The sequence below is a fragment of the Streptococcus mitis genome, from assembly GCF_946190115.1.
Taxonomy (GTDB): Bacteria; Bacillota; Bacilli; order Lactobacillales; family Streptococcaceae; genus Streptococcus; species Streptococcus mitis_CO.
Window position 1 is genome coordinate 168,455 of record NZ_CAMHZG010000001.1, and the last position, 15,135, is coordinate 183,589.

General features: G+C 41.3%; 14 protein-coding genes, 1 tRNA gene and 1 pseudogene. All 16 read right to left on the reverse strand.

Annotated elements, in window-relative coordinates; genetic code table 11:
- Positions 1-28 precede the first annotated feature (28 nt).
- Positions 29-100 (reverse strand) — tRNA-Arg (locus tag N8L90_RS00730).
- Positions 101-166: 66 nt separating this feature from the next.
- On the reverse strand, positions 167-1,153 hold the full coding sequence (locus N8L90_RS00735) for a GMP reductase (RefSeq protein WP_000931175.1): 987 nt from the start codon (positions 1,151-1,153) through the stop codon (positions 167-169).
- Positions 1,154-1,354: 201 nt separating this feature from the next.
- On the reverse strand, positions 1,355-2,134 hold the full coding sequence (locus tag N8L90_RS00740) for an L-threonylcarbamoyladenylate synthase (RefSeq protein WP_000160498.1): 780 nt from the start codon (positions 2,132-2,134) through the stop codon (positions 1,355-1,357).
- Between the two features lie 27 nt (positions 2,135-2,161).
- The gene (gene leuD / locus N8L90_RS00745) at positions 2,162-2,755 is read right to left on the reverse strand and encodes a 3-isopropylmalate dehydratase small subunit (protein ID WP_261023813.1); all 594 of its coding nucleotides are present in this window, start codon (positions 2,753-2,755) and stop codon (positions 2,162-2,164) included.
- A gap of 9 nt (positions 2,756-2,764) precedes the next feature.
- The gene (gene leuC / locus N8L90_RS00750; protein WP_261023814.1) at positions 2,765-4,147 is read right to left on the reverse strand and encodes a 3-isopropylmalate dehydratase large subunit; all 1,383 of its coding nucleotides are present in this window, start codon (positions 4,145-4,147) and stop codon (positions 2,765-2,767) included.
- A 3-nt stretch (positions 4,148-4,150) separates the two neighbouring features.
- A complete protein-coding gene (locus tag N8L90_RS00755) occupies positions 4,151-4,420 on the reverse strand; it encodes a DUF1294 domain-containing protein (RefSeq protein ID WP_261023815.1) in 270 nt (89 codons plus the stop codon).
- Positions 4,417-5,454: a 3-isopropylmalate dehydrogenase gene (gene leuB, locus N8L90_RS00760; protein ID WP_261023816.1), complete on the reverse strand. Its 1,038-nt coding sequence runs from the start codon at positions 5,452-5,454 to the stop codon at positions 4,417-4,419. The genes N8L90_RS00755 and leuB overlap by 4 nt, the downstream gene beginning before the upstream one ends.
- 11 nt (positions 5,455-5,465) lie before the next feature.
- Positions 5,466-7,028 (reverse strand): 2-isopropylmalate synthase, encoded by a 1,563-nt coding sequence (locus N8L90_RS00765; protein WP_261023817.1) that lies wholly within the window; start codon positions 7,026-7,028, stop codon positions 5,466-5,468.
- Between the two features lie 314 nt (positions 7,029-7,342).
- Positions 7,343-8,004: pseudogene (locus N8L90_RS00770) on the reverse strand (MmcQ/YjbR family DNA-binding protein).
- A gap of 43 nt (positions 8,005-8,047) precedes the next feature.
- Positions 8,048-8,680, reverse strand: coding sequence for a copper homeostasis protein CutC (locus N8L90_RS00775; RefSeq protein WP_033677356.1), 633 nt, complete (start codon positions 8,678-8,680; stop codon positions 8,048-8,050).
- A 93-nt stretch (positions 8,681-8,773) separates the two neighbouring features.
- Positions 8,774-9,133: a YbaN family protein gene (locus N8L90_RS00780; protein WP_001220352.1), complete on the reverse strand. Its 360-nt coding sequence runs from the start codon at positions 9,131-9,133 to the stop codon at positions 8,774-8,776.
- Positions 9,134-9,389: 256 nt separating this feature from the next.
- Positions 9,390-11,477 (reverse strand): type I DNA topoisomerase, encoded by a 2,088-nt coding sequence (gene topA, locus N8L90_RS00785; RefSeq protein ID WP_261023818.1) that lies wholly within the window; start codon positions 11,475-11,477, stop codon positions 9,390-9,392.
- Positions 11,478-11,746: 269 nt separating this feature from the next.
- The gene (dprA, locus tag N8L90_RS00790) at positions 11,747-12,595 is read right to left on the reverse strand and encodes a DNA-processing protein DprA (RefSeq protein WP_261023819.1); all 849 of its coding nucleotides are present in this window, start codon (positions 12,593-12,595) and stop codon (positions 11,747-11,749) included.
- 87 nt (positions 12,596-12,682) lie between these two features.
- A complete protein-coding gene (locus tag N8L90_RS00795) occupies positions 12,683-13,372 on the reverse strand; it encodes a sugar phosphate nucleotidyltransferase (RefSeq protein WP_261023820.1) in 690 nt (229 codons plus the stop codon).
- Positions 13,373-13,383: 11 nt separating this feature from the next.
- Positions 13,384-14,262, reverse strand: coding sequence for a DMT family transporter (locus N8L90_RS00800; protein ID WP_004269680.1), 879 nt, complete (start codon positions 14,260-14,262; stop codon positions 13,384-13,386).
- Positions 14,252-15,121 carry a choline kinase LicA gene (gene licA, locus N8L90_RS00805; RefSeq protein ID WP_261023821.1) on the reverse strand — a complete coding sequence of 290 codons (870 nt, stop codon included), beginning with the start codon at positions 15,119-15,121 and terminating at the stop codon, positions 14,252-14,254. Before licA ends, N8L90_RS00800 begins: the two co-directional genes overlap by 11 nt.
- Positions 15,122-15,135: the final 14 nt, after the last annotated feature.

Consider the following 15,135-nt stretch of genomic DNA (forward strand, 5'->3'; position numbering starts at 1 on the left):
CTATTAAAGGCTTTTTAGGATATTTACATCCACCCTGAGGGAATCGAACCCCCATCTCAAGAACCGGAATCTTACGTGATATCCATTACACTAAGGGTGGAAACTTGTTTTATTATAACAGAAATTTGCTCTAATAACAAGTTTTTTTCTGGCCAAATAGCCCTTCTTAGTGGGAAGCATCCCCATTCCAAATAGAGTTTTTCACGATAACATAATCAACGTGTTTAAGGTCAGCAACCTGACGTCCACCTGCATAGGAAATAGCACTTTGAAGGTCTTGTTCCATCTCAGTTAAAGTGTCTTGCAAATGCCCTTTGGCAGGAAGTAAGATGCGTTTTCCTTCCACGTTCTTATAAGCTCCTTTTTGGTATTGGGAAGCTGAACCGTAATATTCTTTGAACTGTTCGCCGTCGACTTCAATCGTTTTCCCTGGACTTTCGATGTGTCCTGCAAAGAGGGAACCAATCATAACCATGCTAGCACCGAAGCGGATAGACTTAGCAATATCACCGTGAGTACGAATTCCTCCATCAGCGATAATCGGTTTACGCGCAGCCTTAGCACACCAGCGTAGAGCAGCCAACTGCCAACCACCTGTACCAAAACCAGTCTTAACCTTGGTGATACAAACCTTACCAGGACCGATTCCAACCTTAGTAGCATCCGCACCAGCATTTTCCAATTCACGCACAGCTTCTGGTGTTCCCACATTTCCAGCAATAACAAAAGTATCTGGCAATTCTTTCTTAATGTGTTGAATCATAGAAATCACGCTATCCGCATGACCATGGGCAATATCAATCGTGATGTACTCAGGAGCATCAGCCTTGAGCTGGCTAACAAAATCATACTCATAATCCTTAACACCAACAGAGATAGAAGCAATAAGCCCTTGCTCATGCATGCGCTTAATAAAAGGAATACGTCCTGCCTCATCAAAACGATGCATAATGTAGAAATAACCACCTTTAGCTAGTTGCTCTGCTACATTTTCATCCAAAATCGTCTGCATATTCGCTGGCACAACAGGTAGTTTAAAGGTGTGATTTCCTAGAGTGACACTTGTATCTGCTTCTGCACGGCTTTTAATCACACATTTATTTGGAATCAATTGAATATCTTCGTAATCAAAAATTGGAAATTCATTTAACATATCGATGTCTCGTTTCTTTTGTAATGACCTACCTATGCTCTCGCATCACCACGCCTTTTTCCGACGTTTCCTTAATTAATTATAAATCAAAGTAAGGTTTTTGTCAAATAATTTTATAAATTAAAATATATTGTTCGGATTTTATTTTATAAATAACAAAAGAAAGAGGAGAAATTATTTTCTCCCCATTTCTCCTCTATCCTAATAATACTCTCCCTGACGATAGTCCCATGAGTTAAAGGTGTCTGACAGATGCATCATAATCTTATCAATGTCAAGCCCTTTGCGGATTACAACTGGAGCTGGTGAAGTTGAACGTGCTCCCCCTTGTTCTGGGATGAGTTTGCCGTCTTTATCGACCATAGACACCATCACGCCTTGCTCGTAGCGAGTTTCAATCGTTTTGTCAGGTTGGATGGATGCCACGTAGTCATCTGCCTCGATAACAAGGTCCACTGCCCCTTCGATGCGTTCTCCGATACCTTCTACCTTACCTCGGTTTCCTTTTCCAGATGGGTTTGCTGATGAGGCGTAGACCATCTTGCCCTCTTCCCAAAGTTTGGCAGCCAATTGTTCACCTGCTTTCCCGAACTTGATAACAAAACAACTAGTACCACGCACGTCAGTCATAAGTTCTTCACGCCCATCCCCATAAGCTTTGAGTTTTTCAAAAGCTTCTGGTTTCCAAGGAAGGATACAACCAAGAAGAATGTCTTCGTCCCAATGTTTTTGGTAAAAGGCTTCAATTTCTGGGTTGAGTTGTGCTAAAGCGCGAAGCTCATCCATGCTACCGCAGAGAACAACACCTGGTTTGTTACGGTTACGCTCTTTAGCTGCGAACTTGCGCTCAAGTCCTGCCTTGTCGCTAGTCATAATAATGTAACCAACTTTTGTAGGGCAAACGATACATCCGCCTTCACCTTTTAAAATGTCATAGCCTTCTTGTGAAAGTGTTCCGTTCCATTGAATGTGTTTTGTCATAGTTCTATTTCCTTTTCTATTTTTCTTCTAATCCTGCCAGTAGGCTGGCCGTTGTTTTTCATAAGCAGCAATCAAATCTTCATACTGCAAGGTAATACCGATATCATCCAAACCATTTAAGAGTTTGTGTTTCCACTCGCTATCAATTTCAAAAGTGAATTCTCCAATTGATGAGATGATTTTTTGTTGTTCCAAGTCCACAGTTACCTGGTCACTTGGTTGTAGCTGGGCTAGTTTCTCTCGAACCTCTCTGGGCTGGACAATAGGCAACATGCCATTATTGAGTTCATTATTGTAATGAATGTCACCGAAAGACCCTGCAATCACAACCTTAAAACCATAGTCCGCTAGAGCCCAGGCTGCATGCTCCCTCGAAGAGCCTGCACCAAAGTTATCCCCTGAGATGAGAATACTGGCTTTGCGATATTCAGGTCGGTTAAAGACAAAGTCTGGGTCCTCAGTATACTTGTCATCCAAATAACGCCAAGCATACATGAGGTACTTACCAAAGCCTTTTTTATCAATTAACTTGAGAAACTGCTTGGGTAGTATTTGGTCGGTGTCGATGTTATCATTCATGAGAGGAACGGTCGTTCCCGTATAAACTGTAAATTTCTCCATATCCTCTCCTTACTGGGCTTCTGGCATTTGCCGAACATCTACGAAACGCCCTGCGATAGCTGCTGCTGCTGCCATGGCTGGACTGCAGAGATGGGTCTTAGCACCAAAGCCCTGTCTGTCTTCAAAGTTACGATTGCTGGTTGAAGCGCAGTGGACACCATCAGGAACCTTGTCCGGATTCATTCCTAGGCACATAGAACAACCTGGGTCTCTCCACTCAAAGCCAGCATCTATGAAAACCTTATCCAAACCCAACTTCTCAGCAGCTCGTTTGACAGGACGAGAGCCCGGAACCACGATAGCCGTTAAGTTAGGAGCTATTTTCTTCCCTTCGACAAATCGCGCAGCCAGTTGCAAGTCACTGAGACGAGCATTTGTACAAGAGCCGATAAAGATATAACCTAGTTCAATATCAGCTGGCTTTTGACCTGGTTCCAAATCCATATAATTGTAGGCTCGTTCATCATTCATATCCTTAATTTCTGGGAAGCTACTGTCAAAGTCAACACCCATAGCAGGGTTGGTTCCCCAGGTCACCATAGGAGCCAAGTCTGAGACATCCATCTGGATAACCTTATCGTAAACAGCATCATCATCACTGACAATTGTTTTCCAATCCGCCACAGCCTCTTCAAAGTCCTCTGGGACACATTCTCGTCCCTTGAGATAATCATAGGTAGTTTGATCCGGATTCATGATTCCCATCTTAGAACCAAACTCGATGGACATATTGCAGATGGTCATTCGCTCTTCCATGCTCAGTGCATCAATAGCTTGTCCCCGATATTCCACCACATAGCCAACGCCGCAAGCAACGCCGTACTTGGCAATCAAGGCGAGAATGTAATCCTTGGAATAAACTCCTTTTTGAGGGACACCAGTGAATTCTACCAGCATTTTCTTGGGTTTGACCTGCCAGAGGGTCTGTGTCGCGAAGACATGTTCGACCTCACTGGTCCCAATTCCAAAGGCGATCGCTCCGAAAGCACCGTGAGTTGCTGTGTGACTATCTCCACAGACGATGAATTTTCCTGGTTGAGTTCTTCCAGTTTCTGGTCCAACCATGTGAACAATCCCCTGTTTTTCAGAACCGTGGGCCGCATGTTCAATTCCAAACTCCTCAACATTTTCAGCCAGCTTATCAATTTGAGCCTTAGAAATCACATCTCGAATATCGTAGATATTGACTGTCGGGACATTGTGGTCAAAGGTTCCAAATGTCAAGTCTGGTCGTCTCAATCTGCGTCCTGCATCTCGTAATCCTTGAAAAGCCTGAGGACTGGTCACCTCGTGGATATAGTGCTGATCCACATACATGAGTTGCGGCTGCCCCTCTTCTCCTGTGATGACATGACGGTCCCATAATTTATCAAAAATCGATTTTCCTGCCATCCATTACCTCCAAATAAAATATAAGGCTACTAGTGTGGACACCATCCCGAGAAACCAAACTGTTTTAAAATACCATTTTCGAGTCTTGTGGTGAAAGATGATTCCTGCCAAACAGGCACCAAAACCACCACAAGTAAAGGCTAAAATGAGTAAGATTTTCTCTGGGATGCGCCAAACTCTTCTCCTTGCCTTAGATTTGTCAATGCCATAAATCAAGAAAACCATGACATTCCAAATCAAAAGGACTAGAGTAATTCTTTCGTCTAACTTCATAACCTTGCAATAATAGCTTCTGTCATTTCCTTAGTCGAAGCCTGTCCACCTATATCTCTTGTTAAAATGCCAGCCGCTAAACTAGCTTCAACAGCACGCTCAATACGCTCTGCATCCTCATAACGACCAAAACTATCTCTCAACATCATGGCCACTGATAAAATCATGGAGATAGGATTTGCAATGCCTTGACCAGCAATATCAGGTGCTGAACCGTGAATAGGTTCATAGAGACTTGGTCCATTTTCAGAATGACTGGCTGATGGCATAACTCCAAGTGTGCCAGATAGAACGCTTGATTCATCCGAGAGAATATCTCCAAAAAGATTCTCCGTCACGATGACATCAAACTTAGCAGGATTGGTAATCATGAGCATGGCAGCTGAGTCCACCAACTGGTGTTCCAAGGTCACATCTGGGAAATCCTGTGCGACCTCCTCAGCTACTTTCCGCCAGAATTTTGAGGTTGCTAGAACATTTTGCTTATCAATACTAGTAACAATTTTTCTGCGATTTCTTGCAATTTCAAAGGCCTTACGAATAATCCGCTCTACTTCCTCATAGCTATAGTCGTTGATATCACGCGCTTTTCGCTCTTCAAGAATATGATCTCCAAAGTAAATCCCGCCTGTCAACTCACGCACCACGACAAAGTCTACACCAGCAATTCGTTCCGGTTTGAGTGGTGACAAATGCTTGAGACTGTCAAAGATTTTTACAGGGCGAATATTAGCGTAAAGATTGAGTTCCTTACGGAGAGCTAACAAGCCTTGTTCAGGCCGAACCACTGCTCCATCATACTGAGGACTACCGATAGCCGCTAGGAGAATGGCATCTGCTTCACGACATACCTTGAGGGTTTCATCAGGTAAGGGATGCCCTGCAGCATCGATACCTGCACCTCCAAAAGGTCGTCTATCAATCTCATAGTCAAAACCTGTTTTTTCAGCTAGCGCTTCCAGGACTTCTAACCCAGCCTCCATGATTTCTGGGCCAATTCCGTCCCCTGCTAGAGTTACTATTTTCTTTGTCATAGTTTTCTCCTTTACACACTAGGCATATCGCGATAGGAAACGCTACGTCCCATCTCACCAGCATTCTCTTTTTGAACAAAGGTATTAGCATTGATGTAAGCAATAGCCGAAGCCTTCAACACATCGAAATCAAGACCTGCTGCGTTAAAGATGGTTTCTGTATCTCTGTTTTCAACAGTGACTAATACCCGAGCCTGGGCATCAATTCCATCTGTCACCGCATCAATGGTATAGGACACCAAGCGGACGGATTGATTGAAGAATTTGTCAATAGCGTTGAAGATAGCCTCAACAGAACCTTGTCCTGTCGCATTAAATTCGACTTTCTCACCATCCATATTAGCCAGGCTAACAAGCGCTTCAATGTCATTATCTGCATGGGTTTGCAGTTGTAAATCATCAAAGTGGAAGCCTTCTGGGTTTTCAACCATAGTTCCAGCGACCAGCGCTCGAATATCTGCATCTGTGATTTCTTGTTTCTTGTCTGCCAGAGCCTTGAACTTAGCAAAGAGTGGTTTGATATCCTCTTCTGTAAAGTCTAGGGCCAATTCTCTTAGTTTCTCGACAAAGGCATGGCGACCTGACAATTTTCCAAGTGGGAGGCTATTACTCTTGACACCGACCAATTCAGGAGTGATGATCTCATAAGTGAGAGGATTTTTAAGGACTCCATCTTGGTGAATACCAGATTCGTGAGAGAAGGCATTGCCACCAACAACGGCCTTGTTTTTAGGAACTGGAATTCCTGAGAAGCGAGAAACCATTTCTGACGTATTGATGGTTTCATTTAAGACAATACTGGTTTCTGCTTGGTAGTAATCTTGGCGAATATTGAGAGCCACTGCTATTTCTTCCAAAGCAGCATTTCCAGCTCGCTCCCCAATACCGTTGATAGTCCCTTCAACACGTCCTGCTCCGTTCTTGACAGCAGCAAGGCTATTAGCTACTGCCATTCCAAGATCATCATGACAGTGAGGCGAATAGATGATCTGACGATCCGTCTTGACATTCTCAATCAAGTGTTTGAAGATAGCTCCATATTCCTCTGGTGTGGTAAATCCTACCGTATCAGGAATATTGATATAAGACGCCCCTGCATCAACCGCTGTTTGAACAACTTGTAAGAGGAAATCCAACTCTGTTCTAGTCGCATCCTCAGGAGAGAATTCGACCACTTCAAACTTAGAACGGGCATAAGAAACATGCTCCTTAATAGCTTCTAGAATCTCTTCCTTGCTCTTATTGAGCTTATACTTACGATGAATCGGACTGGTAGCGATAAAGACGTGAACCTGTGGATACTTGGCGTCCTTGAGGGCCTCATAACAAGCATCAATATCAGACTTGACCGAACGTGCCAAGCCGGTCACCGCCGTTTTCTTCAAGACCTTAGCAATCTCCTGAACTGCCGTAAATGAGTCTGGACTAGCCGCTGGAAAACCAGCTTCGATGGCTGAAATACCCCATTTCTCCAGCTGCCTTGCAATGGCAATTTTTTCCTTGATTGAAAAATTAACGCCAGGTGTCTGCTCTCCATCCCGAAGGCTGGTATCTAGAAATTCAACTGTTCTCATAAGATTTCCCCTTTTCCAAATGTGGTTTTTAAAAAAACATCTCGCTTAGAAGTCCAAGCGAGATGCTGATTCACTCCCGCTTGGTAAGCCAAACAGGACTAATGCTTTTTGCACTAGCCCGAGTACCTCAACAACAAAGCAAATTGATTAAACTTAGCTGTTCTCATGTTTGACTTTCTCCTTCGTTTGATATCTTGTTTAGTATTTTAGCACAGGCAAAAGCACTTGTCAAGAAAAAATCAAATATTTTCTGAAAATTTCTTCAGTATAGAATATTTAGCTAATTGAAAATTATTGAAAATCCTTGAAATGTTTCATTTTTTAGAAGTTAAATTCCAACTTTTTTCTATCAATTCCAGTACTTCTTCATCTGATAAAGTATCATCAAGCGCCACACTAATCCAGTAGCGTTTATTCATATGAAAGGCTGGATAAATTCCCTTTTTTGAAAGTAAGTCAGCTACTTGGTCATGCTTGAGGTTGACTGCTTCCAGCTGTCCTTCTCTGCCCTTTTCCAGCTTATCCCAAGAGATTTTCATCAAGACGGCATACCACTTTTTATTGCCTTCATGTCTTAACACTGCCGTATCAGGTGATTTTTCCCACAGATACTCCAACTGATTACCATACTTTTCCTGAATCTGAGCCATGATACGCTTAGTCTGAGGACAGATAAAATCCTGTACCTCAAAACAAGCCTTCCGAATCTGGTAGAGAATCTCCAGACAAGCCTCACGGACACTTGCAACAAAACTTCCTGTCATACTTTCCATATGAACTTGAGGATAGAGGTCGCCCATTTCCTGATCAAAGACCTGAAAATTCACATTATCAGCAGTGATGGACACAGTCATGACAAAATCACCCTTCAAAATCATGCAGCTATAAGTCCAAACTCCACTACTTTCTACAAAACCATAGCATAGGCACGAGCCTTTTCTTGATTAAACTGATAGGATTTAAAAATTTCAAACATAAGTTAAAACTGCTACCCAAAGCTAGCAGTTCCTTTCTATTTTTTAAAAGACAACCTTGGTTCCATGCAATTGTGTCACGCCCAGCTGGTCAATAAAGGTTTGACGGTTGTCAAGGTCAATCCCCCCACCTGGTAGAATTTCAATTTTACCTTTAACGTGCTCCAAAATTCTGTGATAGTGAGCAAAACGTTTGTCTAGTGAATCGCCAGATACACCCGCACGAGTTAAGATACGAGTGACTCCAGCTTGGCTGAGCCAGTCAATAGCTTCTAGTTGATCTTCATCGCTCAATTCATCAAAGGCCATGTGGAAGACAATTTCCATTCCTTTTGATGCAGCAATTAACTTTTCAAGATTAGGTTTATCCAACTTCTTCTCAGCAGTTAAGGCTCCAAATACAACTCCTTGACTTCCAGCCTGAGCAGTCAATCGAATGTCTTCTAGCATGATTGCAATTTCTAGTTCATTATAGACAAAGTCGCCACCACGTGGACGAATCATGGTCATAATGGTTGTATCGTAGTTAGCTGCCAATTCAACCGCTGCCTTGGTTACTCCATAGCTTGGTGTTGTTCCTCCCACTGCTAGATTATCACAGAGTTCGATTCGACGAGCTCCAGCCTCCATCGCTTTTTCAAGCAAGGTCACATTTTCAGCACAAAATTCGTAAATCATTTGATTCTCCTTGAGTATTACTTTGAATTTATTATATCATATTGTTGTGAATATACTTTCATTTTTATCAAGGGAAATAGTTACAAATTTTACTTATTCTTTGTCTGGAATGACCTTGAAGAGATAATAGGTGATAAAGATGGTCAAGGCTCCTAGACCGATTTTGACTGGTAAAAGAGGTGCAAAATAAATGGAAATTCCCATCAAGATATAGATAGAAACGATGATTTTTTTCTTTCGTTCACGCGCAATAGACTTAGTCTCGCGAAAATCAGCTACATATGCTTGATAGAGCTTGGTATGGTAAAGCCAATCTTCGAATCGCTTGGAACTTCTAGAGAAACAAGCGATAGACAACAAAAGGAAAGGCGTTGTCGGCAACAAGGGTAAAACAACCCCAACAATAGCCAAGGCCAGTGATAAAAAACCAATAATTAGATAGATAATACGCATAACTTCTCCTAGTTAATACTCTTCGAAAATCTCTTCAAACCGCGTCAACGTCGCCTTACCGTAGGTATGGTTCCTGACTTCGTCAGTCTTATCTGCAACCTCAAAGCAGTGCTTTGAGCAACCTGCGGCTAGTTTCCTAGTTTGCTCTTTGATTTTCATTGAGTATAAAATAATCTTCTTCTAGTTTCGCATAAAATGATGAATTTTGTCAAGTTCTAACCAAAAGAGCCTGAAATTAACTTTCAGGACTCTCCTCTTATTTAATCTTTTCCTCCTCGTAGTCACCTTTGCTACAAACAACTTGCTTGCCACCACCACGGACTTTTTTCTCCATGAGGAAGTTGCCACATTTTGGACAGTCACGACCAACAGGCTTGTCCCAAGAGGTAAATTCACATTCTGGATAGCGATTGCAACCATAGAAGAGGCGATTGCGTTTGGTTTTACGCTCAATGATTTGTCCCTGATGACAACTTGGACACTCAACACCAATCTCTTTCACAATTGCTTGGGTATGACGGCAATCTGGGAAATTGCTACAAGCGTAGAACTTACCAAAACGACCAAGTTTAATGACCATTGGACTGCCACACACTTCACAGTCAAATCCAGCCGGTTCATCCTTGATTTGGATTTTTTCCATTTCTTCTTCAGCCTTGGCGACTTCTTTAGAGAATGGTTTGTAAAAGGCGTCTATAACACGTTGCCACTGCTCTTTTCCGACTTCTACATCATCTAGTTTGCCTTCCATTTCAGCTGTGAAGGTTACGTTTACGATATCTGGGAAATATTCAACGATGAGCTTGTTGACAATTTCTCCCAACTCTGTCGGTTCAAAACGTTTGGATGCAAGGCGAACATAATAACGTTTCTGAATAGTTTCAATGGTTGGTGCGTAAGTTGACGGACGGCCAACCCCATTTTCCTCCAAGGTCTTGATCAGTGTCGCTTCAGAATAACGAGCAGGCGGTTGGGTGAAATGTTGCTCTGGTTTGCTATTGACCTGTTTGACCACATCTCCAACAGCCATATCTGGTAACATTTTATTCTTGTCAGAATCATTATAAATGGCAAGATAACCATCAAACTTAACCTGACTACCATTAGCGGCAAATTGGACCCCATTTTGAGACAATTTAACAGCCATGGTATCAAAGACAGCAGCTGTCATCTGACTCGCTACAAAACGATTCCAAATAAGAGTATAAAGCTTGAGCTGATCCTTGTCCAGATATTTAGCAATGCTTTCCGGTGTATTAAAGACACTTGACGGACGAATAGCTTCGTGGGCATCCTGAGCACCTGAAGCGTTTTTGACCTTGCTACCATGCTTAGAATACTTGCTACCAAAACGGTCCGTAATGAAGCTTGCTGCTTCATTTTGCGCTACAGGACTGATACGAGTCGAATCGGTACGCATATAGGTAATCAAACCTTGAACACCAGAACCAATATTAATTCCTTCATAGAGCTGTTGGGCAACCATCATGGTTTTTCGAGTACGGAAATTGATTTTATTGGCAGCATCCATCTGCATAGATGAAGTAGTATAAGGTAAAGGAGCATTGCGTTTACGCTCTTTCTTATCTACCTGATCCACTGAAAAATCTTTACTAGTCAGGCGAGACAAGACTTCCTTAACATCGTCATTGCTAGTCAGTTTCAGCTTTTTGCCATCTACTCCATAAAAGGAAGCCTGAAATTGCTTGGTTCCCTTTTTAAAGACGCCATCAATTGTCCAGTATTCTTCTGGCTGGAAAGCATTGATTTCATTTTCACGGTCAATGATTAACTTAAGCGCAATGGACTGTACGCGACCTGCTGACAATCCCTTCTTGACCTTCTTCCACAAAATAGGCGAAATCGAATAGCCTACCAGGCGGTCTAGGACACGACGAGCCTGTTGGGCATCGACCAAGTCCATATCAATCTTGCGCGGTTCTTTAAAAGCATTTTTGACCGCATCCTTGGTGATTTCATTGAAGACCACACGGTTGGCATCATTTTCATCCAAGTTGAGAATGTGGGCCAAATGCCAAGAAATCGCTTCTCCTTCACGGTCCGGGTCACTCGCCAGAAAAACTTTATTAGCTTTTTTAGCTTCTTTTTTCAAGTCATTGATAAGAGGGCCTTTTCCTCGGATATTGATATATTGCGGTTCATAATTATTTTCAATATCGACTGACATACTGGATTTCTTCAAATCACGGATATGCCCAACACTGGCTAAAACCTTGTAGTTTCTGCCGAGATATTTTTCAATCGTCTTAGCCTTAGCAGGCGACTCCACGATTACTAGATTTTTTTTAACTATTGATTTTTTCTTTTTTGTTGCCGTAGCCACAGTATCACACCTTTTCAAAGTAATAAACTTTATAAAGTGTAAACCATTTTGCCATAACTGTCAAGACTTAGCTCCTATATATAGAAGAAAAGTTTATCTAGTAAGCGAAATTTCGTCTTATACTCAATGAAAATCAAAGAGCAAACTAGGAAACTAACCGCAGGTTGCTCAAAGCACTGCTTTGAGGTTGCAGATGAGACTGACGAAGTCAGTAACCATACCTACGGCAAGGTGAAGCTGACGTGGTTTGAAGATATTTTCGAAGAGTATTAAAATTCAAATTCTGCAAGAACATCCTGCCCACTGGTGACCAATTTTGCCCCTTCTTGAATCAAATGATGGCAACCGTCTGATAGTCCATCTAAAATGCTACCAGGAATAGCAAAGACATCGCGTCCTTCTTCCATTGCTCTCTCACAGGTAATGAGACTACCTGAGCGCATCTTAGCCTCTGCTACAATCACGCCACGACAAAGTCCAGCAATGATGCGATTACGGGCAGGAAAATGAAATTTTAGAGGTTGTTCACCAGGTCCATATTCACTTAGAACCAGATGGTCATTGCCGATGTAGTCTTGCAAGCGTTTATTGGCTTTAGGATAAAACACATCCAGTCCTGTTCCAATCACTGCAATGGTTTTTCCGCCATTCTGAAGAGCTGCCATATGAGCTGCTGTGTCAATGCCCTTGGCTAATCCACTGACGATAACCAGTTCATTTTCCAATCCCTGAATGACTTTTTCAACTGACTTAGCTCCCTGTTTGCTACAAGCACGACTTCCTACGACTGCTACCTTCGGGAATTTCAAGAGGTCAATATTTCCCTTGTAAAATAAAAGTACAGGCGCATCATATATTTCACTCAAATCCCAAGGGTAACAGTCATCTAAAATAGAGAAAGATGGAAATTTTTGAAACTCCTTCTCCAAATGCGCATCGTCTATCTGAAAATAACGTTCCATAAAAACAGCTGGATTTCTGCAACCTGATATATCTGCAATATCTCCTAACAACAGTTCTTGATCGAAATTTTCACCATATTCTAGGACCTTCAAAACCTGTTGATTGGTCAAACCTGATTTTTTCAACTTATAGATTTCATAGTTTGTGATTTTCATAAATATCTCCATTTCTTTTTCTACTCATCTATTTATTCGTAAAAAATCAAAAAAACATCCGACTATTTCAGCCAGATGTTGGAATCTTTAATTTTCGTTTTTAAGAATTTCTTCTAATTTATGATAGTCTTGGACACTATCGATTTCATAGATGCTATTGCCTTCTAATTCTTCAACATAGACATCTAGCTCTTTGATATTATCCTTAACCATATTGTCCCAATAAAGATCAACAAATTCACCACTTGCATAAGCCTTGTCGATAAAGCTGATAATCTTTTCTGCAGTTGGAGCGTCCCAGAAGGATACACCACTAAGGATACGACCTGCCTTACTATCAACAGTAATATCTTGAACCTTGTAGTCATCTCCATAGACCAAGAACCATTCGTTGGTACAATCTTCACGATAAACACTAAAATAAGTCGAACGTGTCAAATCATTGCGGAACATATTTTTGAAGAGATAGTTATCTGCATCAATAACATAACTGTTGGCCAATTCTTCTTTTACAAGATAGAGAGAGTAAAAGTTATTGTAGTCAGCGTATTTATCATTGAAAACGAGGCGAACACCATATTTTTCTTTTAAGTAATCGAATTGTTCTTTAAGGTAACCAACGATGATGATGATGTCATTGATTCCTTTTTCTTTGAGAAACTCAATTTGGTATTCAATCAAAGGTTTTTGATTAACTTGAACCAAGGCTTTAGGGGTATTTTCAGTCATAGGACGCAAGCGAGTTCCCAATCCCGCTGCTAAAATAATGGCTTTCACACGAATCTCCTTTATTCTTTAATAATAATATAAACTCCAGCAATAACGACAAGTGACGTAATAATTGTCAGCATATCTAGTGGTGCACCCAAGAAAACAACTGCAAACAAGACAGTCCATACTACATAGCTCACGTTCAAGCCTGTAGCCTTGGCTGGTTGCAAGCGATTGATAGCGATATAATAAGCCAAGTAGGAAATCATATCAAAGGCTGCAAAGACAATCATGAGACCTAGCAATTGTCCATTGGCCACTTCAGCAAATGACTGATGAGAGAAGAGCACAATCACAAGATAGGACAAGAACGAAGTCACTTGACGAATTAAGAGGGCTTCGATTTCACTCAGTTCACTTTCCATAGCAAAAGAGCTAAGAACACTCTCACTTCCCCATGCAATAGCACAAACCAAAGCACAGAGAATCCCAATGTAGAAGGAATTGACCTGTTCGACCTTATAGGTCTGAGCAATTATCCCTCCAATAATCAAGACAATTCCAAACACAGTATTTTTCGAAATCTTGTGCTTCAAAAAGAAGAAAGCCAATAAAACTGAAATCGCAGGGTAGATAGCCGATACAGATGACGCTAAGGAACTTCCGATATACTTAACCGCATAAAGGTTGGCCTGCATACCGATTGGACCTGCTAGCAAGGCTCCGATGATCACACTAACATTGCGAATATTTAAGAAAATTGAGAGACGAACTTTTCCTTCTTTTACTAAAAGAAAAGCTAGTAAGATAAAGATACTCAAGAAATCGTGAGCAGCGGCCACCACAAAGGGCGACAAATCTGTAAAAATCGAAAAGATATAAGCACTAATCGTTAGACCTAAACCCCAGAAAATACCTGAGAGTAGACCAAAAGAAACTCCATTTTTATTTTTCATCTGAACCTCCATAATATGACAAACCTTTAACAGCTCTTTGGTAACGACTCACACCATAGTCACCAAAATCTGCACCTTGCTCTTCTTTGTAGACTGTCCATAGACTCCAAATAGCATCTTGTAAAATTTTATAAATGACAATCTTTTCACGAGAGACAGGTGTTTGCTCACTCTCATAGTGAGACAAGAAGGCTTCTTCCTCTTGACGAGTGAATTCAGACTCTAAAAAGAGGGCGGCCAAATCCCACATTGGATCGTTCATTGATGAATATTCCCAGTCAATCAGATAAAGTCGTCCTTGAGGTGATTCGATAAAGTTTTCAGGCACCAAATCGATATGACAAGATTTTCTGTCAACACCTAAGTCAGCCAGTCTTTTCTCTAAGGAGAAGACTTCTTCTCGAACAGCTTCATAGTTGGCATAAGGGATTTTTTCCTCAATTAAGGATTCGTATTTTTTGATTTCTTCAAAAGGAGCAAATTCTCCCCTTAATTCCTTACCAGAAGCATGAATCGTTTGTAATATTGGAGCAATTTTATCAAATTTGGTCTTGATTGACGTTGAATCAAGCGTAATCGCAGATTCGATATACTCATTTACTTTGATACCAGCTTCAATATCAAAAAGATAATTTTTTACATCTAGGTCTAAATCTTTAAGTAGTTCAAGATTGTACTTTTCATCTTGACGATTGATCAGTTTTTCTGTCCCTTTCCCAAAGAATTTAACAATGTATTGCTTATTTGTTGTTTTGGCCAAATAGTTTTGATTGGTCATTCCTCCCAGTTGTTCAACACTGAGGACTTCCTCTTCTTGACTAAGTAAGGAAGAAATTTTTTCTTTAATGATTTTCTCCACAATTAACCTCCAGC